23 protein-coding genes are annotated in these 21,245 nt (G+C 53.7%); 11 read left to right on the forward strand and 12 right to left on the reverse strand.

All coding sequences use genetic code 11. The annotated features are described in order from the left end of the window. Positions 1 to 9: 9 nt before the first annotated feature. Positions 10 to 1,704, reverse strand: coding sequence for a 30S ribosomal protein S1 (locus JNK54_07610; GenBank protein MBL8024129.1), 1,695 nt, complete (start codon positions 1,702 to 1,704; stop codon positions 10 to 12). A 152-nt stretch (positions 1,705 to 1,856) separates the two neighbouring features. Here JNK54_07610 and JNK54_07615 point away from each other — a divergent pair, with 152 nt between their 5' ends. Next, positions 1,857 to 2,417: a hypothetical protein gene (locus JNK54_07615; GenBank protein ID MBL8024130.1), complete on the forward strand. Its 561-nt coding sequence runs from the start codon at positions 1,857 to 1,859 to the stop codon at positions 2,415 to 2,417. 83 nt (positions 2,418 to 2,500) lie between these two features. Here the strand turns inward: JNK54_07615 and JNK54_07620 are convergent, their stop codons facing one another. Further along, the gene (locus JNK54_07620; protein ID MBL8024131.1) at positions 2,501 to 3,385 is read right to left on the reverse strand and encodes a 2-oxoacid:ferredoxin oxidoreductase subunit beta; all 885 of its coding nucleotides are present in this window, start codon (positions 3,383 to 3,385) and stop codon (positions 2,501 to 2,503) included. Between the two features lie 25 nt (positions 3,386 to 3,410). Continuing rightward, positions 3,411 to 5,240 carry a 2-oxoacid:acceptor oxidoreductase subunit alpha gene (locus tag JNK54_07625; GenBank protein ID MBL8024132.1) on the reverse strand — a complete coding sequence of 610 codons (1,830 nt, stop codon included), beginning with the start codon at positions 5,238 to 5,240 and terminating at the stop codon, positions 3,411 to 3,413. Positions 5,241 to 5,478: 238 nt separating this feature from the next. On the opposite strand from JNK54_07625, the gene JNK54_07630 reads away from it, so the two are divergent. The 7 genes from JNK54_07630 to JNK54_07660 all read left to right on the forward strand — a co-directional run bounded on the left by JNK54_07630 (position 5,479) and on the right by JNK54_07660 (position 10,699). Next, positions 5,479 to 5,988, forward strand: a complete 510-nt coding sequence (locus tag JNK54_07630; protein MBL8024133.1) for a TIGR03546 family protein — start codon at positions 5,479 to 5,481, stop codon at positions 5,986 to 5,988. Continuing rightward, positions 5,985 to 7,784, forward strand: coding sequence for a TIGR03545 family protein (locus JNK54_07635; GenBank protein ID MBL8024134.1), 1,800 nt, complete (start codon positions 5,985 to 5,987; stop codon positions 7,782 to 7,784). The genes JNK54_07630 and JNK54_07635 overlap by 4 nt, the downstream gene beginning before the upstream one ends. A 9-nt stretch (positions 7,785 to 7,793) precedes the next feature. Next, positions 7,794 to 8,114, forward strand: coding sequence for a pyrimidine/purine nucleoside phosphorylase (locus tag JNK54_07640; protein MBL8024135.1), 321 nt, complete (start codon positions 7,794 to 7,796; stop codon positions 8,112 to 8,114). A 14-nt stretch (positions 8,115 to 8,128) separates the two neighbouring features. Continuing rightward, positions 8,129 to 8,584, forward strand: a complete 456-nt coding sequence (gene msrB / locus JNK54_07645; GenBank protein MBL8024136.1) for a peptide-methionine (R)-S-oxide reductase MsrB — start codon at positions 8,129 to 8,131, stop codon at positions 8,582 to 8,584. A gap of 29 nt (positions 8,585 to 8,613) precedes the next feature. Beyond that, positions 8,614 to 9,177, forward strand: a complete 564-nt coding sequence (locus tag JNK54_07650) for a dCMP deaminase family protein (protein MBL8024137.1) — start codon at positions 8,614 to 8,616, stop codon at positions 9,175 to 9,177. Between the two features lie 170 nt (positions 9,178 to 9,347). Next, a complete protein-coding gene (gene ychF / locus JNK54_07655) occupies positions 9,348 to 10,421 on the forward strand; it encodes a redox-regulated ATPase YchF (protein ID MBL8024138.1) in 1,074 nt (357 codons plus the stop codon). An 11-nt stretch (positions 10,422 to 10,432) separates the two neighbouring features. Beyond that, entirely contained in the window at positions 10,433 to 10,699 is a 267-nt protein-coding gene (locus JNK54_07660; protein ID MBL8024139.1) for a hypothetical protein, read from the forward strand. Here JNK54_07660 and JNK54_07665 read toward each other — a convergent pair. From JNK54_07665 to JNK54_07685, 5 genes are all read right to left on the reverse strand, one after another. Then, on the reverse strand, positions 10,684 to 11,634 hold the full coding sequence (locus JNK54_07665) for an NAD-dependent epimerase/dehydratase family protein (protein MBL8024140.1): 951 nt from the start codon (positions 11,632 to 11,634) through the stop codon (positions 10,684 to 10,686). The two genes, JNK54_07660 and JNK54_07665, sit on opposite strands and share 16 nt — an antisense overlap. Beyond that, positions 11,631 to 12,257 carry an RdgB/HAM1 family non-canonical purine NTP pyrophosphatase gene (gene rdgB / locus JNK54_07670; GenBank protein ID MBL8024141.1) on the reverse strand — a complete coding sequence of 209 codons (627 nt, stop codon included), beginning with the start codon at positions 12,255 to 12,257 and terminating at the stop codon, positions 11,631 to 11,633. The genes JNK54_07665 and rdgB overlap by 4 nt, the downstream gene beginning before the upstream one ends. Positions 12,258 to 12,280: 23 nt before the next feature. Then, positions 12,281 to 13,186 carry an MBL fold metallo-hydrolase gene (locus JNK54_07675; GenBank protein ID MBL8024142.1) on the reverse strand — a complete coding sequence of 302 codons (906 nt, stop codon included), beginning with the start codon at positions 13,184 to 13,186 and terminating at the stop codon, positions 12,281 to 12,283. Positions 13,187 to 13,359: 173 nt separating this feature from the next. Further along, entirely contained in the window at positions 13,360 to 14,409 is a 1,050-nt protein-coding gene (gene gap / locus JNK54_07680) for a type I glyceraldehyde-3-phosphate dehydrogenase (protein MBL8024143.1), read from the reverse strand. A 124-nt stretch (positions 14,410 to 14,533) separates the two neighbouring features. Next, positions 14,534 to 14,926 carry a response regulator gene (locus JNK54_07685; GenBank protein MBL8024144.1) on the reverse strand — a complete coding sequence of 131 codons (393 nt, stop codon included), beginning with the start codon at positions 14,924 to 14,926 and terminating at the stop codon, positions 14,534 to 14,536. Between the two features lie 81 nt (positions 14,927 to 15,007). Here JNK54_07685 and JNK54_07690 point away from each other — a divergent pair, with 81 nt between their 5' ends. The 3 genes from JNK54_07690 to JNK54_07700 are packed head-to-tail and all read left to right on the forward strand — an operon-like array spanning position 15,008 to position 18,492. Next, positions 15,008 to 17,767, forward strand: a complete 2,760-nt coding sequence (locus JNK54_07690; GenBank protein MBL8024145.1) for a valine--tRNA ligase — start codon at positions 15,008 to 15,010, stop codon at positions 17,765 to 17,767. Between the two features lie 57 nt (positions 17,768 to 17,824). Further along, positions 17,825 to 18,058, forward strand: coding sequence for a hypothetical protein (locus tag JNK54_07695; GenBank protein ID MBL8024146.1), 234 nt, complete (start codon positions 17,825 to 17,827; stop codon positions 18,056 to 18,058). After that, positions 18,055 to 18,492 (forward strand): type II toxin-antitoxin system VapC family toxin, encoded by a 438-nt coding sequence (locus tag JNK54_07700; GenBank protein ID MBL8024147.1) that lies wholly within the window; start codon positions 18,055 to 18,057, stop codon positions 18,490 to 18,492. Before JNK54_07695 ends, JNK54_07700 begins: the two co-directional genes overlap by 4 nt. Before the next feature lie 11 nt (positions 18,493 to 18,503). Here the strand turns inward: JNK54_07700 and JNK54_07705 are convergent, their stop codons facing one another. From JNK54_07705 to JNK54_07720, 4 genes are all read right to left on the reverse strand, one after another. Continuing rightward, positions 18,504 to 19,307 carry a phytoene/squalene synthase family protein gene (locus JNK54_07705; protein ID MBL8024148.1) on the reverse strand — a complete coding sequence of 268 codons (804 nt, stop codon included), beginning with the start codon at positions 19,305 to 19,307 and terminating at the stop codon, positions 18,504 to 18,506. A gap of 8 nt (positions 19,308 to 19,315) precedes the next feature. After that, positions 19,316 to 20,221 carry a squalene synthase HpnC gene (hpnC, locus tag JNK54_07710; GenBank protein ID MBL8024149.1) on the reverse strand — a complete coding sequence of 302 codons (906 nt, stop codon included), beginning with the start codon at positions 20,219 to 20,221 and terminating at the stop codon, positions 19,316 to 19,318. Between the two features lie 184 nt (positions 20,222 to 20,405). Further along, positions 20,406 to 20,711, reverse strand: a complete 306-nt coding sequence (locus JNK54_07715) for a hypothetical protein (protein MBL8024150.1) — start codon at positions 20,709 to 20,711, stop codon at positions 20,406 to 20,408. A gap of 113 nt (positions 20,712 to 20,824) precedes the next feature. Next, complete coding sequence (locus tag JNK54_07720; protein ID MBL8024151.1) at positions 20,825 to 21,136, reverse strand: hypothetical protein; 312 nt, start codon at positions 21,134 to 21,136, stop codon at positions 20,825 to 20,827. Between the last annotated feature and the right edge of the window lie 109 nt (positions 21,137 to 21,245).

A 21,245-nucleotide genomic window follows, 5' to 3' on the forward strand; every position in this document is an offset into this window, starting at 1 on the left:
TGAATCAAATTAACTGGGGGTGTCCTTTGAAGGGGGAGACTCTTCCCCCTCGTCTTTTCCCCAACCCATGACGTCCCCTAAAGAAACCCCATCTTGGGTTGCTTTGTACTGTTTGAGCAGGCGTTTTTCCTCTTTCCATTCGTGCTTTCGGATGGAGAGGTCAATCCGACGTTTTTTTCGGTCATTTTTAACCACCTGAGCCGTCACCGAATCGCCCACCGTGAGAACCTGGGAAGGGTGATCCAAGCGCGTTTCAGAACCGATTTCACTAATATGGACATACCCTTCAATGTCGGGCGCCAATTGAAGAAATGCCCCGGTGTCCGTCAACCGAGCGACTTTCGCTTCCACCGTCGCCCCAGACGAAAAGGCCGCGTAGGGATCTTCCGAAAGCTGCTTGATGCCAAGGGACATTTTTTCCGCGGTGGGGTTCACCTCTAAAACAACCGCTTCCACTTCCTGCCCGCTGGTCAACACTTCTTTGGGGTGGGCGTGTGTCTTCGTCCACGACAGATCCTGCACCCGGATCAGCCCTTCAATTCCGGAAGAAAGACGTAAAAAAGCGCCCACCGGCAACAGCGTGGTCACAACCCCAGTCACCCGCGTCCCAGGACGAAACTGGCGCGCGGCTTCCACCCAAGGGTTTTCCCCGGCCCGTTTAAGACTCAAGGCCATCTTTTCATCCGCCTGGCTAAACGAGAGGATGTACACAAAGACTTCTTCCCCCAATTTCACTCGCTCCTTGGGTTTGACATTCCGCTCTTTCCAAGAAAATTCGGACTGATGGATCAAGCCTTCAATCCCAGGGGCGACCTCAACAAAAGCACCAAAATCCGTCAAGCTGGTGACCTTCCCCTTCTGAATAGAACCCACAGGACATTTTTCAGCAACGGAATCCCAGGGTCTTGGCATCAGCTGTTTTCGCCCCAAACCGATTTTCCCCGTGGCGGGATCAAACTTCAAAACCGTGACGTCGATGACATCCCCTGGCTTAAGAACATCCGACAGTTTGCCAACCCAACCCCACGACACATCCGTGATGCGCAAAAGTCCTTCCACGCCGCCAATGTCAACAAAGGCCCCGAAAGCGGTAAGACTGGTAACTGTGCCTTTCAAAACTTTTCCAACTTCAACGGTTTTCAAGGTGGCCGTGCGCTTTTCAGCCGCCTCTCGTTCCAATAGTTTCCGTCGCGAGACAACCACATTTCCTTTGTGCGTGTCCATTTCGATAATTCCCACGGATATTTTCTTTCCCAACCAAGACGACAAGTCTTTCACCGGGCGTCGGTCCACTTGCGAGGCGGGGAGGAACGCTTCCATCCCCACATCAACGATAAGCCCACCTTTCACGGAACGCAAAACAGTGCCTTCCAAAGAAACCCCCGCTTCACGGGCCTGAATTAATTGGGTCCAATTAGAACGTTCACGCGCCTCTTTAAAAGAAACAACCGGGCCGCCCGGTCCAGACGCCCGCTTCACTAAAACAGGAAACGTATCTCCCAGGACAGGAGGCTTCGGTAACGAACGGAACTCGGCCAAGGGAATCAAAGCTTCAACCTTGAGACCCACGTCGACCAAAACCCCAGCATCGCTCACCTCGACCACATAGGCGGTCACCATACCCCCACTCCGAATTTGGGGTGCGGATTCTTTTAACAATTCCTCCATGGTCATCTCTTCCACTGCGGGGGCATCGCTCGTCACGGGAGCTCTCCTTGGGGAAACCGGTGGGTTTTCTTGATCCGGATTCAAATGGTCTGTCATAAGACGTTAAGATTACCACATTCCGTCGAGACCGTAAAGGCGGAGAAAGTCAAATCCTTGACAACAAACTTAAATCACTGTAGAAATGTTTCATGGACCAACAAAGACACGCGGCTCGACGCCAAACCGTTATTCCGGGTTCCTTCCAAACGAGGTATGTTGTCTTGATCGTCGCTTTTTTCGGATCGCTGGCCCTTTTGATTTTTTTGGATTTCAAATGGTTTATGCAAGATTCGGTTCTCGTTAATCCCACGCGCCCGGACCTGGCGAAAGTTTTCGAAAACGCCACATGGACATTCTTTCTGCGATTCGCCCTTTACCTCCTATCCCTGGTTTTCTTTCTTTACGTCCTTTTTAACCGATTGGCGGGACCGGTGTTCCGATTTTCACGGCTGGCGAAAAGCGTCACAGAGGGGGATCTCACCCAACGGGTTTCCCTGCGGAACGACGATGGACTGAAAAACCTGCAAGACGATCTGAATCAGATGACGGGATCCTTAGCGGAGTCGATCAAAGCGGACCGGGCTCTTCTGGGGAACGCCCTTACCGAACTGGCTGAACTGCAAAAACAAAACATTTCCCCCGAAATTCGCTCTCGGCTGGAAGCGATCCAACTTTCCCTGGCCAACGTGCGAACCCGTTTCAAACTGTAACGTCCCCCCTCTCAAAAAACGACGGCCGCGGCGGGAAGATTCCCCACACCGCGGCCGCGTTAAAAAAAATACTTAACTTAGGGTTACATAAACTCCTGAACGACGGCTTTCCAATCGTCGTCAGACAGACCGAGTTTATGCTTCACCAAAGGACCGAACTCGGACATGGCGGGATCCTGCTCTTCGTAAGTGGGACGTTCCACTTGATAGAGAACCCCCGTGGCAATTTTCTGGTCCCAATCCAAACTGGCTTTGAGCGCCGCTTCCATGTTGGTCACGTCATGACCTTTTTCCTGCAACTTGTAGACCCGTTCACGAAACCAGGCATACGTGTTCATCTTGTTGTAGGTCACGCAGGGGCTCAAAACATCAATGAGTGAGAAACCTTTGTGAGCGATCGCTTGGGTCATGATTTCGGCCAAACCGGAAGAGTCACCGGAAAACCCCCGCGCCACGAAAGACGCACCCGCCATGAGCGCGATGCCCAGGGGATTGAGAGCGTTCTCCAGGTTTCCCGCGGGAGTGGATTTCGTTTTGTGGGCCTTGCTGGTCGTCGGCGACGCTTGGCCGGTGGTGAGCCCGTAGATTTGATTGTTCATCACCACATAGGTCATGTTGATGTTCCGCCGAACCGCGTGGACAAAATGGCCCACGCCGATACCGTAACCGTCACCATCGCCCCCTGTCGCCACAACGGTCAAGTCGGTGTTGCCGAGCTTGACCCCCTGGGCCACGGCCACGCCACGCCCGTGAAGGGTGTGCATGCCGTAGGAATGAATAAAACCAGGCAGGTTGGAAGAACAACCGATGCCGCTCACGACCACCAAATCCTTAGGATTGATCTTGAGCGTGGCGCAGGCGGTTTGAAGGGAGTTGAGAACACCGAAATCCCCACAACCGGGACACCAGGTGGGTTTGATTTCAGAACGAAATTTCGAAGCGTCTTGAGGGGTTGCAAGTTCGATCATAAATATCTCCTGTCGTGAATTCGGTTTACGCGGTGACCGCGACGCGCTTAATGGGAATATCCAGTTCGTCCGTGACCAAATACTGGACTTCGGGGCCGCCGGGTTTTAACAATCCTTTCACTTTCTCAAGGAGCGGGGCGAAGTAGAATGGTTCGCCGTCAAACTTGCGAATGTGATGAGGGATGGCGATGCCGGTTTCCTGCCGGAGCAATTTGGCGAAGAGGCCGGAATAGTTGTTTTCAACGAGAACGACGTTCTTGGCCGCTTTCAGTTCTTTCAGCGCCATTTCACTGGGGAAAGGCCACACAATACGGAACTGGAGGTGGTTCACTTTAACCCCTTCTTTTTCCAGGGCCAAGCGAATGTTTTTCAACGTCTTGTACGTGGATCCCCACCCGACCAGAGTGAGATCCGCCTGGGCCGGCCCTTCTTTCACGATGGATTGGCTCGCCACTTCCTTCGCAAGTCCGTCCATTTTTCGGAACCGTTTTTTGACCATCTTCACTCGGGTGGAGGGATTCGTGAAAATATCCGAAACCAAGCAACCGTCCTCATCGTGTTCATCGGAAGCGGCCACGTGCTGCCCCCCTTCCACGCCGGGATAAACCCGAGGGGAAATTCCTGAAGGCGTGTCCGCGTAGCGCTTGTACTCCGCGCCCAACGGCCCCGCTTGAACTTCCCCACGGTCAATGGACACTTTGTTGGTAAGGGAGGAGGTTTCCAGGGTTTCCAAATGTTCCGAGAGAAGCAAGTCGGAGAGAAGCATCACGGGCATCTGATATTTTTCAGCAATATTGAGCGATTGAACCGTGGAGTGAAAGGCATCTTCGACGCTGATGGGCGTCAAAATAGCCTTCGGGTATTCCCCTTGGCCCGCGCCCAACGCCTGAAAGAGGTCACCCTGTTCCGTTTTGGTTGGAAGGCCCGTGGAAGGCCCTCCCCGCTGAACCAGGACGGCGACAACGGGAATTTCGGTAATCCCCGAAAGACCCATGGCTTCCGTCATGAGGGCGAACCCTCCCCCAGAGGTCCCTGTCATAGCGCGGGTTCCTGAAAAACCAGCCCCAATGGCCATGTTGATGGACGCAATTTCATCTTCGCACTGTTTCATCACAACGCCATATTTAGCCGAGCGTGGAGCCAACCAATGCATGATGGCCGATGCCGGCGTCATGGGATAGGCGGAATAGAACGTACAGCCCCCAGCCACCGCGCCTAGGGCAATAGCCTGGTTCGCGCCCATGAGCATGCGCGCCTGGCCATCACCTTTCAAGACGATATCTTTGATGGGCTGGAACTTGGATTCGGCGTATTCAAACCCTTTACGTGCGACCTTGACGTTCAAATCAGCAATTTCAGCCTTTTTCTTCCCGAACTGGTCACGCACCGCTTTTTCAAAAACGTCCCAGGGCAACTGGAGAAGGAAAACAGAGGCGCCGGAAGCGAGGGTGTTTTGCATGACGGGATTGCGCCCAAACTCTGCCGTAAGGTCGCCGACAGGCAAACCGTAAGCCAGAGTCCCCGCTGGAAGAACCGCGGGGTCTACCTTGACCTTGTCAGAATTGAAGATAAAACCGCGACCTGCGGCCTTTTGAACTGACTTTACATGATAGTCAACGGATTCTTGGTTCAAGGCAATCATCAGGTCAAAATTGTCGCCGTGGGTATAAACGGGCTCAGAACTGGTTTGAAATTGATACACCACGTGCCCACCGCGAATAACCGACTGGTAGGAGCTTTGGGCAAAGTAGTGGAGGCCGCTCCGGCTACAGGTTTTAGCCAAGATGTCCCCAGTGGACGCCACGCCGTCGCCAGCCGCGCCCCCGATCCAGACTGTTGCTGATTTAATTTGCATAGTGATCTCGTCCTCCTGAAATAATTCCGTCCGTCGGCAAATGGAAAAAAAAGATTCGCCTAAGCGGGGTGACCGGCACGAACCGACACCGATCCTTTGAATTCGCTTTGACCTTCGTCTGAAGATCGAATAACGGAGGGATTGAAACATGCCTATTTTAATAAGATATCCACCCGTTGTCAAATTCCGGATGAATTTTGGATTTGACGGCGTCCCCGGGGTTACATAGAATGATCCCATGCTCATAGCCAAAATTCTTTTTTCCTTTATTAGGGCGTTGAATGAAAAGGCCTCCCCCCACGCTTTGGCGGGCGGGTTTGCCCTGGGGGCCATCATCGGGCTTACCCCCAAGGGAAGTTTGCACAATGTTCTTGTTCTTTTTCTCATCTTCCTCTTGCCGGTGAACAAGAGCGCGTCGTTGGTCTCGGCCATTTTGTTCGCCTTATTTTCCTACCTGTTTGATCCTTTTTTCAACCGGGTAGGAGAACTCTTGCTCACTCGCCCGGCCTTGGAAGGTCTTTGGACCACTCTGTATAACCTCCCCATTTTACCGTGGACACGTTTCAACAACACCTTAGTCCTTGGAAGCCTTATGGTGTCTCTGATCCTGTTCATCCCCCTTTTCAAGGGGGCCGTTTGGGGGGTGACCCGCTACCGGGAAAAGGTAATGGCGATGGCATCCAAATGGAAACTCGTTCAAATCGTAAAGGTTTCAAAGATTTACCTGTTGTATGAGAGGTTTTCATGATCCGTTGGGGTCGCTTATCGATGATTATTGCCCCGCTTTTCCTTATATGGGCGGGAACCCACTACTTTTTGGACCGGGGGATGAAGAGCGCGATTCAAATCGCTGGGACAGCGGCCGTTGGCGCTCGGGTGGATGTGGCCGAGGTCAGCACCAGTTTTTGGCGCCTGACCGCACAGATCGAAGGATTGGCCGTGACAGACCCCGACGCCCCCATGACCAACGCTGTTGAAATTAAAACGTTGCTCCTCCACCTTCAACCGAAACCCCTTCTCTGGAAAAAGATTATTGTGGAACGGGCCGAGATTTTAGGAATTCGCACCGGCACCCCGCGAAAGACATCCGGGGCACTACCAAAAAAAGAGAAAGCCCCCGCTTCCGCGGTTGAAAAAATGGCTCGGGAAGCGGCGGAGACCGCCGCGGGAAATATGAAAGAGGCCTACGATCCCAAAAAACTGATCGCGCCGGAAAATCTCGCCTCCTACCGTAAAGCCATTGAAGAGAGAGACCGCCTGACCGCCCTCGCGGACCAATGGAAGAACCGAACCCAAAATCTTGACCCGAAAGGTTTATCCCAACGGACCCAGGACTTTGGGGAGAAAGTGAAATCAGAAAAAATTTCGGGCTTGGAAGGTCTTGCTAAAGTTCAGGAATTGATCGCGGAGGGCCAAACCCTCAAGAAAGAACTCGCTTCGGCTCAGAATGAAATAAAAGCAATAGGGTCAGATCTCAAACGGGAAGTCACCGAAGCCAAGGGAACGCTTAAAGAAATTGACCGGCTTCGACGCCAGGACATTGACGCGGCGATAGCCCGGGTGAAAGAGAGCCTTTCCCCAGAAGGGCTTACCAAGGGGCTCTTGGGCCCTGCCGGGTTCGCTAAACTTGAAAAATTTCTGGGTTGGATCGAGAGAGCTCGGAATTTGAGCGGCAATAAAAAGGGAAAAGAGGCCCCCCCCTCTCCCGTGCGTTTGGGCCGCGACGTTCCGTTCGCTTTCCATTACCGGTGGCCCACGTTCCACCTGATGCGGGCGGCCTTGAGCGGTGAGACACCGGGAGCGTTGGCTTACCAAGGATCCCTTACGGATGTTGCTTCGGACCCAAAGCTTCTGGGCAAACCCGCCGTTATGGAAGTGGCGGGAAAATCAAAAGAACGGGCGTTAAACCTCTACGCCTCGTTGGACTTAACCACCGATACCCCCATGGAAACGCTGAACGTCAGTTACACGGGGCTCCCGTTAAAAAACTTACGGTTGGGTTCTCTGAAAGGGGCCCCTGTCTCCGTCGAGACTGGTCGCGCGGAAATTAAAACAAAGTTAAAAGCCCGCGGACCCGATTTAGAGGGAACCATTCACCTGGACGCGACCGCTCTTCAAATTGGTCGTCTTGCCAGCGACAAAAACGATCGCATCACCACCGCCGTGGATCAAGTATTAAGGAGCGTTACCGAAACCCAGGTGGGGGTAGACGTATCGGGCACGATCAAGAAACCAAGGTTCTCCCTCAATTCAACGCTCGACAACCAATTGCGCGCGGCCGTCAAAGCGGCCCTCGACCAAGAAGTGGCCAAACTTCGGGCTGATCTTGAAAAAGAAGTCACCCGTCTGGTGGAAAAAGAAACGGAAAAGCTTTCGCAGCTCATCGACAAAAACGCCGGGTCCGCTCTCGAAAAACTGGATTTGGGTGACCAAAAGATGGCTGGAGTTCAAGACCTGCTTAAGAAAACCCTGGACGATTTGGTCGGCAGCGGAACGAAATCACTGAAAGTCCCGGAACTGAAGGGCCTCTTCAAGAAAAAATAGGAGTTTTGTATGCCTTCACCCGAACAATTGTACCCCGTGACCCTTCAGTTAAAGGCCAACGTCTATTTTGAGGGGAAGGTGGTCAGCCACTCGTTGACGATGGATGGCAAGAAAAAAACCGTGGGAGTGATCTATCCGGGCTCCTTTCACTTCAAGACAGAGGCACCGGAACGCATGGATATTGTGGCGGGGAACTGCCGTGTAAAAACCGGCGGCGAACCCGATTGGAAAACCTTCACGGCCGGGGACCACTTTGTCGTGGCGGGAAAGTCTTCCTTTGATATCGTCGTGGAGGCGGGTCTCACGGAATACCTGTGCAGTTTCGAATAGTCGTTCTGGGATTGTTGGCCCCCGCCTTTCTATGGGCGGCGGAACCAACCCAACCCCAGCCCCAGGGAGAAAACAAAGTGGAAAAATCCGAACAAGAATGGGAAAAAGTTCTTACGCCCAGCCAATTCAATGTTTTGCGCCAAAAAGGGACGGAGCCGCCCTTTAAGAACGCCTATTGGGACAATCATGAAAAAGGCACCTACCAATGCGCGGCATGCGCTGAAGAACTGTTTCGATCCGAAGAGAAATTCGAATCAGGGACCGGCTGGCCAAGTTTTTGGAAACCCATGAAAACCGATGGGGTGGCCGAAAAATCCGACAAGGATTTTGGCATGACGCGGACCGAAGCCCTGTGTCGGCGGTGCGGGTCTCACCTGGGCCATATTTTTCCCGATGGGCCCGAACCCACCGGGCTTCGCTATTGCATCAATTCCACCTCTCTGAAATTCGTCAAAGAAGAGGGGAAATAATGGAGCGCCCAAACCCCGACAACTACTTCATGGGAATCGCCCTGGCCGTCCGCCGCCGGGCCAATTGCCGCGGAAGCCGGGTGGGCGCGATCGTGGTGGTGGATAAACGGATCGTCTCAACGGGCTACAACGGAACCCCGGAAGGAATGACCAATTGCTTGGATGGCGGGTGCGACCGCTGCGCCAATCGAACCTCCTACCCTTCGGGGACAGGGTACGATCTTTGTATTTGCGTGCACGCGGAGCAAAACTCTATTTTAGCCGCGGCCCGGTTTGGCATTTCCGTATCGGACGGAACCGTGTACACCACCACCCAACCCTGTTTTGGGTGTGTGAAAGAAATGCTTCAAGCCAAGATAAAGAAAGTTTTCTATCTTCACCCATGGATTCATCCAGACCCGGCCGTGGCCAACGAATACCGAAAAATCGTGGCCCGAATTCCGGAAGGGCTGGAACACCTTGACGTTCCCGACCCCGATACGGACTGGGCTCGCAACAAGAGTTCCTCGTTCATGCCGATAGAAAATCAAAGCCAACGGACCAAATCTTCCCTTGCGGGAAGAGAGAAGTGGGTACGTCCACCGCGGCCTTAATCACCACCGTTTTTTATGTGTTCCGGTTCCATTTTTTTGACTTACGATCCCCATAAGGTGTTTCCAGCACGCTTTTTCGACGTTAGCGGGGCCGGACAGGCCCACGACTTTGATTTCATCAAGTTTTAAATTCATTCGCACCGTTTTTAATTCGAAAGGAGTTTTTCCCCATGGACATTGGTATTGTTGGACTTCCCAACGTTGGAAAATCAACGCTCTTTAACGCCTTAACTGGGGCGGCGGCTGCCGCCAGTAATTTCCCCTTTACGACCATCGACCCCAACGTGGGGATTGTGCCTCTCCCCGATGAGCGGTTAACCTTCTTAGGAAACAAGTTCGCCAGTGAGAAGGTCACACCCGGGGGGATTAAATTTGTGGACATTGCGGGATTGGTGAAAGGGGCCAGTCAAGGAGAAGGACTGGGCAACAAATTCCTGTCCCATATTCGTGCCGTGGACGCCATTGCCCATGTGGTCCGTTGTTTTAAAGATCCTGACGTGGTGAACGTATTGGGATCCATCAATCCGGACGAAGCGGCGGACATTATTGAAACAGAACTCCTCCTTTCGGATCTCCAGCAGGCGGAAAAAGCTTTGGAGAAACTCCAGGGGCCCGTACGGTCTGGCGACAAATTGGCTCGGGAAAAAATGGAGCAGATCGAATCCCTGGCGAAAGGGTTTCGGGAAGGACGGTCGGCCCGGTCCCAAAACGTCCCCGTTGACCTCCAAACAGAAATCGGTTTTTTGACTGGGAAACCTGTTCTGTATGTGGCCAACACCGATGAGGAAGGCCCTGACCCTCAACTGATGGCCGCCTTGGAAACACGGGCCAAATCCGAAAAGGCCCGCGTGGTGACCTTGTGTGCCAAAATGGAAGCTGAAATCGTTCAACTTCCGGAAGAAGAAAGGATCTCATTTTACGAATCCGCCGGGATCAAAACACCTGGGTTGGGTCGCCTGGCGAACGCGGGGAAAGATCTTTTGGATCTCATTTCCTTCTTTACCGCCGGCCCCCAGGAAACCCGGGCGTGGGTTATCCCCCGAGGAACACGGGCGGTCAAAGCGGCAGGAAAAATTCACTCGGACATTGAGCGGGGGTTTATTCGGGCCGAACTTTATAAATACGACGACCTGGTGCGGCTGGGGAACTACAAAGCCATCCAAGAGAAAGGACTCGTTTCCGTTGAGGGTAAAGAGTACGAAATGAAAGACGGGGACGTGGTGTATTTTCGTTTTAACGTGTAAGAGGAGATTCCATGGACGAAGCGCAAGAAAAAAGAGAACGACACATCACCCAAATCCTCAAAATCACGGCCTATGCCGGATGGGCCCTGGCCCTCGTATCCATTTTTCTTGGGTCTTACTTACTGAACAGATACCATCTGGAAATCATCGCCATGCAACAGGAAAATAAAGAACTTAAAATAAGTTTGGAAAGAGCCCGCGTCAACCTAAGAAATCACCAAGCGCCCCCCAACGCGAAACTTAAGCGAGAACCAGCGGGGAATCAAATCCGGAAGTAAGTCCGGTACCAATCCACAAAGTGGTTCACACCCGTTTGAATGTCGGTGGTTGGCCGGAACCCCAAGAGACGCGTGGATCTTTTTATGTCCGCCCAGGTGGCAGGGACGTCGCCGGGTTGAAGTGGGAGAAGTCGCCTCTTGGCCTTTTTCCCTAAAGCCGATTCAATCGCCGAAATGAAGCGGGTCAAAGACACTGGGTGACAGTTTCCTAAATTAAATATTTCGTAGGAATGATTTTTATCCAGAGCCGCCAACACACCGGAAACAATGTCTGAAATGTAAGTAAAATCCCGCCTCATTCGCCCGTGATTGAAAACATCGATCGTTCGCCCTTCGACAATGGCTTTGGTAAACGAGAAATAAGCCATATCCGGACGGCCCCAAGGGCCGTACACCGTAAAAAAACGCAACCCCGTGCAACGGATTCCATACAGATGGTGGTAGGCATGGGCCGTCAACTCATTGGACCGTTTGGTGGCGGCGTAGAGGGAGACCGGCCTGTTCACCGGATCGTCAACCGAAAAAGGGATTTTTTTGTTGGCCCCGTAAACCGAGGACGACGACGCGTAGATGATCGATCGGATGTTCCGTTCCCGCGCCAATTCCAATAAATTTAACGTTCCCAAATTGTTGGCGTTTTCATAGGCAAAGGGGTTCGTGAGTGAATAACGAACCCCGGCTTGGGCCGCCAGATGGCAAATCTGATCAATTTTCTCCCGCTTTAATGCTTTCCCAAGAGCTTTCCGGTCCGCGATATCCACTTCATGAATGGGAATGTCTGGGACAAGGGATTTTACGCGGTTTCTTTTTAAACGAACATCGTAGTAGGGGTTGAAATTGTCCACCCCCACCACACGGTCGCCCCGGTCCCGCAGGGCCTGAGCCGTCCACGCGCCGATGAAACCCGCCGCGCCGGTCAGTAAAATCGTCTTCATCGTACAGTTCTTTTGGGGGATTGACGAAAGGAACTCTTGAGATACGCGGCCGCCCGCTGAAACGCCAAGGCCCGATGACTGATCTCATTTTTGCGTGCCAAAGACAATTCCGCGAAAGTACACCCTTCCCCTTTCGGTTCAAAGATCGGATCGTAACCAAACCCTTCTTGGCCATGAACCTCTTCCACGATCCACCCCGGGCATCGCCCTTGAAACAAACGTTCCTTTCCCTCCGGGGTCACCAACGCCACCACACACCGAAACAGGGCACGTCGTTGGGACCTTTTCTTTCCCTTTAAGAGCCTCAAAATTTTTCGGTTGTTGTCCGCGTAAGAACAACCCGACCCGGCAAACCGAGCGGAATAGACTCCCGGACGGCCACCCAACGCCGCGACCTCCAGACCCGAATCATCAGAAAGAGCCATTTGCCCCGTCCGTTGAACGGCTTTACGGGCTTTTAAAAGCGCGTTGTCCTCTAATGTTTTCCCGGTTTCGCGAACCGTGTAAGGAGGAGGAAAATCATCCAGTCCGCGAACAGTCAAAAAACCTTGGTTCAAAATCCGACGAATTTCCCGCAACTTATCTCGGTTATGAGTGGCAATAACGATCAGGGGTTTTTTCATAGAGGGAAGTGGAGGTCGACGAGTTACGGAAGCGGAATCTCAAGCCCTTCGGCCGCGGCACACACTTCTAAAGAAGGTTCGCGGGTTTTCGCGTAGGCTTGTACCTTTTCTAAAATCTGGTCCAGCGCGGCATCGGTTCGGTCCGGATCGTGATGAAAATACACGAGCTTTTTGACCTTTCCCTGCAATGCCATTTCTAGGGCAAACTCGTAAAAACTATGGCCCCACCCAAGGCGGGAAGGATACTCTTCTTGTGTGTATTGGCCATCATGGATTAAGACATCGGCGCCCTCAATAAAATCCGCCAACAAAAGATCTTCCCGTTCCAGTTCCACTTGTCCGCGTTTCAAGTCATCAAAAACTTCCTGCTTTTTCGCCTGTTGACGCAACAGATAACGAAACGGTTCATTATCCGTCATGTAGACGATCTTGCTTTTCCCGTTCTCGATCTTATACCCCAACGCCAGCCCGGGATGATTGATGTAGGCGGGGGTGATGGTCCAACCGTTCAGTTCCATGGGGCGTGTGGTGAGCTGGACAAAACGAAGTTCCGCGGGCATTTCCGATAGGGTGACCGGGAAATACTCAGGGCTCATTTGACCCACGAAAATATTTTCCAACTTGCGGCCGGTGCCCTCGCACCCGTAAACCGTAAACTTATTTTCTTTTTTGTAGAGGGGCCGAAAAAAAGGAAATCCCACAATGTGATCGAAATGGAAATGACTGATGAAGAGGTGGCCTTCCACAGGACCCGTGCCTCGGCGTAAAAGGTCCTCACCCAACATTCGGATCCCGGTCCCCGCGTCAAAGATAGCGAGTGTTTTATCGTTAGAGACTTCCACACAGGCCGTGTTGCCACCGTATTTCGTGGTCTCCGGACCGGGGGAGGAAATGGACCCTCGCGTTCCCCAAAACTTAATTTTCATCATCGTGGTGTTGGCTTCCCCCAAAAAACAGCCGTAAATATCAAGGCAAAACGCTCAGGGCCTGTGGCTAATTATTGTTCATGACTGGCGTTTCGTCAAGGCTAAAGAAGAACGGGCCCCTTCCCCGTTGACCCGAGGAAGGGGCCCGTCAGAAAACACAACCCGTGAAGGTGAAGTTAGGCTTTTTTGCTCAAGATGTAGTTGACCAGGTCAACCACACGGTTGGAATAGCCCCACTCGTTATCATACCAGCTCACGAGCTTAAAGAACTTTTTGTTGAGTTCGATCCCCGACCCTTCATCAAAGATGGAGGAGGATTTCGAGTGAATGAAGTCGGAACTGACCACTTCGTCCGACGTCACCTCCAGAATACCTTTGAGATAAGTCTCGCTCGCCTTACGCATGGCGGCGGCGATTTCTTTGTAGCTGGTTTCCTTTAGGGTCCGGACCGTCAGATCCACGACAGAAACGGTGGGAGTGGGAACCCGGAACGCCATCCCCGTCAATTTGCCTTTCACTTCGGGGATCACCAAGCCCACGGCCTTGGCCGCGCCCGTGGTGGAAGGAATAATGTTTTGTGCCGCGGTACGACCGCCTTTCCAGTCTTTCTTGGAAGGACCGTCCACCGTCTTCTGCGTGGCCGTGTAGGAATGGATGGTGGTCATCAATCCTTCCTCGATACCGAACCCTTCTTTCAAGAGAACGTGAACAACCGGGGCCAAGCAGTTCGTCGTGCAGGACGCGTTGGAAATGATGTTGTGTTTCGCGTGGTCGTATTTGCCTTCGTTGACGCCCATCACGATGGTGACGTCTTCGTTCTTGGCGGGAGCGCTGATGATGACTTTCTTCGCGCCGGCGGCGAGATGGCCTTTGGCTTTCTCCCCATCGGTGAAGAGACCCGTGGACTCAATCACAATCTCCACACCCAGTTCTTTCCAGGGCAGCCCGGAAGGGTCTTTTGCGCTGACCACTTTAATTTCGCTGCCGTTCACGACCAGGACATCGTCCTCGACTTTATCGGCCGAAGATTTTTTGGAACTCACGGTCCCATTAAATCGCCCTTGGACAGAATCGTATTTGAGGAGGTAAGCCAGGTTGTCGGCCGGGACGATATCCCCCACCGCCACCACGTCCAACGTTTTACCCAAAAGTCCTTGTTCCACCAGAGCGCGAAACACCAACCGCCCAATCCGTCCGAAACCGTTGATTGCAACTTTAACCGCCATGTCATGCCTCCTAAGTGAATGTTGAAAAATGAAAGTTCAAGGATACGTTGGTCCCGCAGTAGGGGCCCGCCACGCGCCACTGTTTTACGGATGAAGGGATATTAGGAAAACCGCGCGTGGGTCGTCAAGGCTTTGGCGGTTCTGACCTTGGAGGAGGGGACAGAAGCGCCATCACACGTTCCAACAACACGCTGGGGTCAACAGGCTTTGAAAGAAAATCATCGGCGCCGACATTCATCGCTTGGAGTCGGTCCGCGTTAAACGTTTTGGCGGAAAGAATTAATATTTTTAATCCTGCTGTTTTGGGATCGCGTTTCAGTCGATTGCAAACCTCATAACCGTGCACTTCCGGGAGCATCACATCAAGGATCATCAGGTCCGGCAGTTCGGCGGCCACGGCATCGAGGGCGGCCTGGCCATCCCCCACAACCCGAACGCGGTGGCCGGCGTTCTCAAAAACGAAACGCAAAAACTCGCGGTTGGCATCATCGTCTTCGACCACCAGTATTTTAGCCATATCTATAGATATTGTAGTTGATGGAAGGAATCCCGTCAATTTGAAAAAGGACCTGGAAATGTGGTAGGGTGGTGGCCCCGTATGGAACTTCCATCCGTCTACAGCCCGGAAGAGACCGAGGCCAAGTGGTACCCCCTGTGGGAGGAGCGTGGCCTTTTTGGGTCGCGCCCAGCCTCCGATCGTCCCCCGTTTACCGTAGTGATCCCCCCCCCCAACGTCACCGGATCCCTGCATATGGGCCACGCGTTGAACAACACCCTTCAAGACGTGTTGGTGCGCTGGCGGCGGATGAAAGGCGACAACGCGTTGTGGATCCCCGGCACTGACCACGGCGGAATTGCCACCCAGAACGTGGTGGAAAAGATTTTAAAAAAAGAAGGAAAAAACCGGCACGCGTTAGGCCGGGAAGCGTTTTTGGAGCGGATGTGGGCCTGGCGAAAAGAATCCGGCGATACCATTCTCCACCAACTGCGAAAACTGGGCTGTTCCCTGGACTGGAGTCGGACGCGCTTCACCATGGACGAAGCCAGTTCCCGGGCGGTGGCCGCCGCCTTTGTTGAATTTTTCAGCCGAAAACTTATTTACCAGGGCGTTCGACTGGTCAATTGGTGCCCACGATGCTGTACCGCCCTTTCCGACATTGAAGTGGAACACGAAGACCGGACCGGGTCCCTCTGGCACATTCGCTATCCCTTTCTGAACGACAGGACCGGTGGCGTGGTCGTGGCCACCACACGGCCCGAAACCATGCTGGGAGACACCGGGGTTGCTGTTAACCCAGAGGACGAGCGCTACCAAGGACTGGCGGGCAAAAAGCTGCAGCTTCCGCTGATGGATCGGGAGATCCCCCTGGTGGCGGATGCGGCGGTGGACTCCACTTTTGGAACGGGTGCCGTGAAAGTGACCCCTTCCCACGACGCCACCGATTTCGAGATCGGGGAACGTCACAACCTGCCCCACGAAATGGTGATCGGTTTCGATGGAAAAATGACCGCCCGGGCGGGGCGCTTTGCGGGCCTCTCCGTTAAAGAGTGCCGTGAAAAGGTTGTGGCCGAACTGGAAGAGAAAAATCTTCTCGTTAAAGTGGAATCTCATCGGCACGCGGTGTCCACCTGCTACCGATGCAACACGACGATTGAACCCCTGGAATCCAGCCAATGGTTTTTAAAGACCTCCGCCATGGCCGAGGCCGCCGCCCAAGCAACAGAAGACGGCCGCGTAAAAATCCACCCTGAATCTTGGACGAAACCCTATTTGGCGTGGCTTCACAACAACCGCGACTGGTGCATTTCCCGTCAGATCTGGTGGGGCCATCAGATCCCGGTTTGGTATTGCCTGAGCTGCGGTGATTATTCAGACGAAAAAGTCCGCCGAATTCGAGAAGATCCCACTTTCAAAAATGAAAGCGCAAAATCTCTTCTGCGCGAATCGGCCAAACGGCCCATCGTTCAAGCGGAACCGCCCGTCGCCTGTCCCGAATGCGGGTCGAAGGATTTGGTGCGGGATCCCGATGTCCTGGACACGTGGTTTTCGTCCGGACTGTGGCCCTTGACCACCTTGGGTTGGCCGGAGGAGACCCCGGCGCTTAAGGTTCACTACCCCACCTCCGTGCTTGCGACGGGCCACGAGATTCTCTATTTGTGGGTGGCCCGCATGGTCATGATGGGGCTCGCTCTTCGAAATGAGGTCCCCTATCGCGACGTGTTTATCCATGGAATAGTTAGGGACAAGCAGGGGCGAAAAATGTCCAAGTCTCTTAACAACGTCATCGACCCCTTGGACATCATGAAAAAATACGGCACGGACGCCTTGCGGTATGCCCTGGTGGCCCAGGCTTCCCCCGGCCGAGACATGCAGATGGCGGACGACACCTTTATTGGGGCGCGGAACTTTTCCAATAAACTTTGGAACGCCTGTCGGTTCGTCCTCATGAACCTCAAGGATTACAAACCGTCGGACATCCCCCTGGCCCAGAGGACCCCGGCCGACCGCTGGATGGCCCATCGGTTTACCGACACCATGACCCGGGTCGACGGACATTTGCAGGCCCTCGATCCCTCCCAAGCCGCCCGAGCCCTTTACGATTTTTTCTGGGGTGATTTTTGCGATTGGTACATCGAGTTGGCGAAACCCCGACTGCAACCGGGAGTGGAGGAATCCTCCGCTCGCGCCGCCCAACAGACATTGACGGAAATTTTGGATGGGGTCTTACGGGCCCTGCACCCGGTGATGCCGTTTATCACCGAAGAACTGTGGCAGGCCCTTTGGACCAATTTAGGCGCGAAACCGACCGGCAGTTTGATGGAAGGCCCCTATGAATGCTTGTGGGAGGGCCCCATTGCTTCACCCGAAGATTTGCGGGGACTCGCCTTGGTCCAGGAAACGGTGACAGCCATCCGAACCATTCGATCCGAAATGAACGTCCCTCCGGGGAAAGGCATTACGGTCATCGTCAACCTGACGGGTGCCTCCGCAGAGACCAAAGGACACCTCAACCAGTTGGTCTCCCACATCACCCACCTGGCAAAAGTCGCGGAATGGCGGGTGGTGGAAACAGGTGAATGCCCGCCGCCGGCCCAAGCCGCATCGGCCGTGGCCGCCGATTTCGGGATGTTTATCCCTCTCGAAGGGTTGATTGATTTTGCAAAGGAACGACAACGATTGGAGAAAGGAAAAGCGGATTGTGAAGGTGGCATTCAACGGGACGAGGAACGGTTGAACAATCCCGATTTTCGCTCCCGCGCCCCCGCGGACAAAGTGGCCGAGGTGGAAACCCGCTTGGTGGAGAGCAAAACCCAGCTCGCCCGGATCGAGGCGTTCCTGCGCACCCTGGGGGGATAGATCGCCGCACTAAGGATGTCCTCGACAAATGTGTCACATGTGACATAAACTATCCCCATGAGAACAATGTCGATTCGCCAATTGCACGCCAGAACCGGAAAAATTGTGCGCGCCGCCCAAAAAGATCCTGTTTTTGTAACGGACCACGGGACCGTCATCGCTGTTCTCCGCGCCGTCAATCCCACCGACATGGCCGGCCGCCCTTTTTTGAAAGGACATTGGGCCCGGCTCCCGCCTGTAAAATCTCGGGGTGATTCGACCCAATGGATCACTGAAGATCGAAATCATTGATTTACTTTGATAGCGCCTACATCGTTAAATGCTACCTCCAAGAAACAGGATCAAAGGAGGTTCGAGACTTGGCCGAAGCGGGGGAAGCGGTGGCCTCCTGTGAGTTGGCCCGGGTCGAATTCTCCGCGGCCGTCCACCGGCACACAAGGGAAAAGGACATCACGGATAAACAGGCGGGCGTCATCTTCCAACGCTTCCGCCGTGACATTCGCGAAGGATACTGGACCTTCTATCCTTTGACGTCGCAGTTGTTGGAGGAGTGCGGCAAGGCCTTCGAAAATTTACCTCGACATCTTTTTCTACGAACCGCGGACGCCTTGCACATCCTCTGCGCGTTAAACCAAGGGTTCAAGGTTCTTTACACCGACGACGCACACCTGCGCGCGGCGGCTCCCTCTTTTGGTCTAAAAGCCATCAATGTTATTCGCAATTAATAAGAGTAAACCTACCACAAACAGGCGACTTTTTCGAAAAGGGTGAGTCGGGGCCGAGTGGTATAAATTTCGAAGTTTCGTTGTTCGATCTTACCGAGAAGGCGCTGATACAGACGGCCCATGATCAAGGCCGGGCGGGCGGCGCTGATTTGATCCGCCGGGAGGGCCGCCTGAGCGGCGGAAAAAAGTTTACGGGCGCGGTCCGCTTCAAACTTCATGAGTTCCTTGAAATCGTCGTTGTAAACAAATCCCAAAATTTCCTCATTTCCCAAATGAAACCGACGAAAGTCTTCCTGCGGAATATAAATCCGGTCCCTCACGGCATCGGCTTTCACATCTCTTAAAATATTGACCAACTGAACCGCCTCCCCGAGCGAAACAGCAAATTCCCGATGGCGAACCGGGTCGAGGCCAAAGAGGGGCAAGCAGGCCAATCCCACCGTGCCAGCGACCCCATAACAATATTCTTTCAAGTCATCCCACGTTTCGTATCGCGTCTGGGTGAGATCCCGTTCGACACCGTTGACCAGATCGATCAGGTTCTTCCGATCAATGGAAAATTGGACCAACGCCCGTTCTAAAACACGCCACAGATCCGTGGGAATCTCGGGAGAAAGGGGCCCACCCGCCAACGCTTGGCGCCAGGCATCCAAAATACGCCGTGCGCGGATAGGGTCTCCCCCAGCCACCCCGATCTCATCGACGGCATCATCCACCAACCGGGCAAAGGCATAAACCGCTCCCAACGCCAACCGTTGTTGCCGCCCCAAACACCAGAACGCCGGAGCGAAACTGCTGGCTTTAAAACTGGTCATGCTGAAATTCATCCCCTCCCCCCAACGGGCCCCGGGACACCCAAACACATTTTCCCGAAAAGCCGCAGCCAATCCATTTTACTCACCACAGGCCGCCTGGACCAGACATCATATCCCTGGGCTTCGATTTTCCGAAGAATTTCGGTTCCCCCCAGCCAAACCAACCGAAGCTCCTTCTTTAGCCCCACAGGGGCGTCGGACAGGAGGGAACGCCCTTCTTCAAAAAGGTTCCACGTTCGGTTTATCTGAAAAACCATCAGCTTTTTCAAAGGGTCCGAGACAGGGCCCTGGAACACCTTCTCTTCGGACACACCAAAACGGGCAAGATCTTCCTGGGGAATGTATAGACGATTTTTCTTTGTGTCCACCGTAACGTCTTGCCAGAAGTTGGCCAACTGGAGGGCCGTGCAAATCGCGTCGGATCCATGCCCTCGAATTTCTGTCCAGCCACCAAAAAGTCGAAGAAGGATCTCTCCCACGGGATTGGCGGAATGACGACAATAGAAGATCAAATCGTTGAAAGTCCCGTGCCGATTCTTTTTTACATCCATTTCAAATGCCGTAATGAGTTTTTCAAAGGGTTCAGGGGATAAGGGATGTTGACGAAACACGTCGGCCAACGCCCAGAAGACCGGATGGTGTTCGTGTCCCGTGGCCCCCGAACCCAACCGGGTTCGCCAATCGGCCAAACGGGCGAGGCGGGCCGGCTCCTCTAGCCCCGGTTCATCAGCGAAATCATCGGCACAGCGGGCGAACGCATACACCACAGCCACCGCACGCCGAAGGTGCCCCGGCAACCACCAAGATGCCACTGGAAAATTTTCATAGTGAGAACGAGCCAACCGGGCGCACGCGGCATAGGCGTCTTCAAGGGTAGCCACTTGGAGGGGAAGGGAATCGGAAGAAAAAGACATGAGAAAGGACTTACGTGTGCGTTTTCCCTTCTAAAAAAAAGGGAAATTCAGGTTAGATTTATTCAGGATCTTTTCCATAGGATCAACCAGCGGAATTTCCCGGAAGAATCAATGCTGTGGACATCAAAATTCGGAAAAGAGTCCCCCGGGGTTCGGTGAAAAGGGGGCAACGGATTGGCTGGGGTCAATCCCAAATCGGAGCGTGCCAGAGCGTCTCCATTAACCAGCGTATTTCAGAGTCACAGTAGGTCATCTCGGAATACTGGGATTTCCCACGCTCATCCGGATAGGTCATGGCAATGGTAATGTCCCGATGACGCTCCGCGTGGGTGTTGCGGGACCAGGCCGCGGAAACACAAAGAATGCCCCCCGGGATATCCAAATGACCACGCCATTCCGCCTTTGCGCAGGGGCCTTGGCACGCTAACCCACGGTTTCGTGGTTGTGGCATTTTTTCTTCACCCGGACGCTTAAAAAGTTTTCCGGTCATACCACCCGCCTCACAAATGGAGGCCAGAAAATTTTCGAGTTTGCGCTTGGTTAGTTTGGGGAGGTGCTTGGCAGGGCGCTGCGGGTCCTTGTTTTCATCTGGGTTGTGTTTTGTCATGGTATTGGCCTCCCGACCTCTTCCTGCAAATTGAACCAGGCCACATCCTGGCGGCCATGGGGATGCCCCTCCGCCGCATAGACAGCCCCCGCGCGAATTTCGTACCAAGGGGTCGTTAAGGCCGCCCGTTGGGGGTGATGCTCGGTCGGATAGAGCCGGTTGTCGCGAACCACATACCACGCGCGAGGATCTTCCCCGTCCGAATGATGCGGAGTGGTATACACCCAGCCCTCGCGTAAGACAAAAGTCGGCAGACGCTGAGCGCCCTTCGGGTGGTGCGCGGTATTGTAAAGATATTGATCTGTCATAGTGTCATAGAGATTTGAACAGGGGCATTCTACCATAAATCAATTCGGCGGGATCGGATCGCGGTTAAGGCTAGACCTGAATTTTTCAGTTGGGCCCGGGATTCGACGA

It is taken from the genome of Elusimicrobiota bacterium (assembly GCA_016788905.1).
In the GTDB taxonomy this organism is placed as follows: domain Bacteria; phylum Elusimicrobiota; class Elusimicrobia; order FEN-1173; family FEN-1173; genus JADKHR01.

What these genes read in the sequence shown, in the direction of transcription:
- JNK54_07720 (MBL8024151.1), bottom strand. Translation starts at nt 21,136, where the DNA reads ATGACAGATCAATATCTTTACAATACCGCGCACCACCCGAAGGGCGCT.
- JNK54_07620 (MBL8024131.1), bottom strand. Translation starts at nt 3,385, where the DNA reads ATGATCGAACTTGCAACCCCTCAAGACGCTTCGAAATTTCGTTCTGAA.
- JNK54_07630 (MBL8024133.1), top strand. Translation starts at nt 5,479, where the DNA reads ATGCTCATAGCCAAAATTCTTTTTTCCTTTATTAGGGCGTTGAATGAA.
- gap (MBL8024143.1), bottom strand. Translation starts at nt 14,409, where the DNA reads ATGGCGGTTAAAGTTGCAATCAACGGTTTCGGACGGATTGGGCGGTTG.
- JNK54_07705 (MBL8024148.1), bottom strand. Translation starts at nt 19,307, where the DNA reads ATGACCAGTTTTAAAGCCAGCAGTTTCGCTCCGGCGTTCTGGTGTTTG.
- JNK54_07635 (MBL8024134.1), top strand. Translation starts at nt 5,985, where the DNA reads ATGATCCGTTGGGGTCGCTTATCGATGATTATTGCCCCGCTTTTCCTT.
- hpnC (MBL8024149.1), bottom strand. Translation starts at nt 20,221, where the DNA reads ATGTCTTTTTCTTCCGATTCCCTTCCCCTCCAAGTGGCTACCCTTGAA.
- JNK54_07650 (MBL8024137.1), top strand. Translation starts at nt 8,614, where the DNA reads ATGGGAATCGCCCTGGCCGTCCGCCGCCGGGCCAATTGCCGCGGAAGC.
- JNK54_07715 (MBL8024150.1), bottom strand. Translation starts at nt 20,711, where the DNA reads ATGACCGGAAAACTTTTTAAGCGTCCGGGTGAAGAAAAAATGCCACAA.
- JNK54_07685 (MBL8024144.1), bottom strand. Translation starts at nt 14,926, where the DNA reads ATGGCTAAAATACTGGTGGTCGAAGACGATGATGCCAACCGCGAGTTT.
- JNK54_07690 (MBL8024145.1), top strand. Translation starts at nt 15,008, where the DNA reads ATGGAACTTCCATCCGTCTACAGCCCGGAAGAGACCGAGGCCAAGTGG.
- JNK54_07640 (MBL8024135.1), top strand. Translation starts at nt 7,794, where the DNA reads ATGCCTTCACCCGAACAATTGTACCCCGTGACCCTTCAGTTAAAGGCC.
- JNK54_07675 (MBL8024142.1), bottom strand. Translation starts at nt 13,186, where the DNA reads ATGATGAAAATTAAGTTTTGGGGAACGCGAGGGTCCATTTCCTCCCCC.
- JNK54_07660 (MBL8024139.1), top strand. Translation starts at nt 10,433, where the DNA reads ATGGACGAAGCGCAAGAAAAAAGAGAACGACACATCACCCAAATCCTC.
- JNK54_07695 (MBL8024146.1), top strand. Translation starts at nt 17,825, where the DNA reads ATGAGAACAATGTCGATTCGCCAATTGCACGCCAGAACCGGAAAAATT.
- JNK54_07615 (MBL8024130.1), top strand. Translation starts at nt 1,857, where the DNA reads ATGGACCAACAAAGACACGCGGCTCGACGCCAAACCGTTATTCCGGGT.
- ychF (MBL8024138.1), top strand. Translation starts at nt 9,348, where the DNA reads ATGGACATTGGTATTGTTGGACTTCCCAACGTTGGAAAATCAACGCTC.
- JNK54_07625 (MBL8024132.1), bottom strand. Translation starts at nt 5,240, where the DNA reads ATGCAAATTAAATCAGCAACAGTCTGGATCGGGGGCGCGGCTGGCGAC.
- rdgB (MBL8024141.1), bottom strand. Translation starts at nt 12,257, where the DNA reads ATGAAAAAACCCCTGATCGTTATTGCCACTCATAACCGAGATAAGTTG.
- JNK54_07665 (MBL8024140.1), bottom strand. Translation starts at nt 11,634, where the DNA reads ATGAAGACGATTTTACTGACCGGCGCGGCGGGTTTCATCGGCGCGTGG.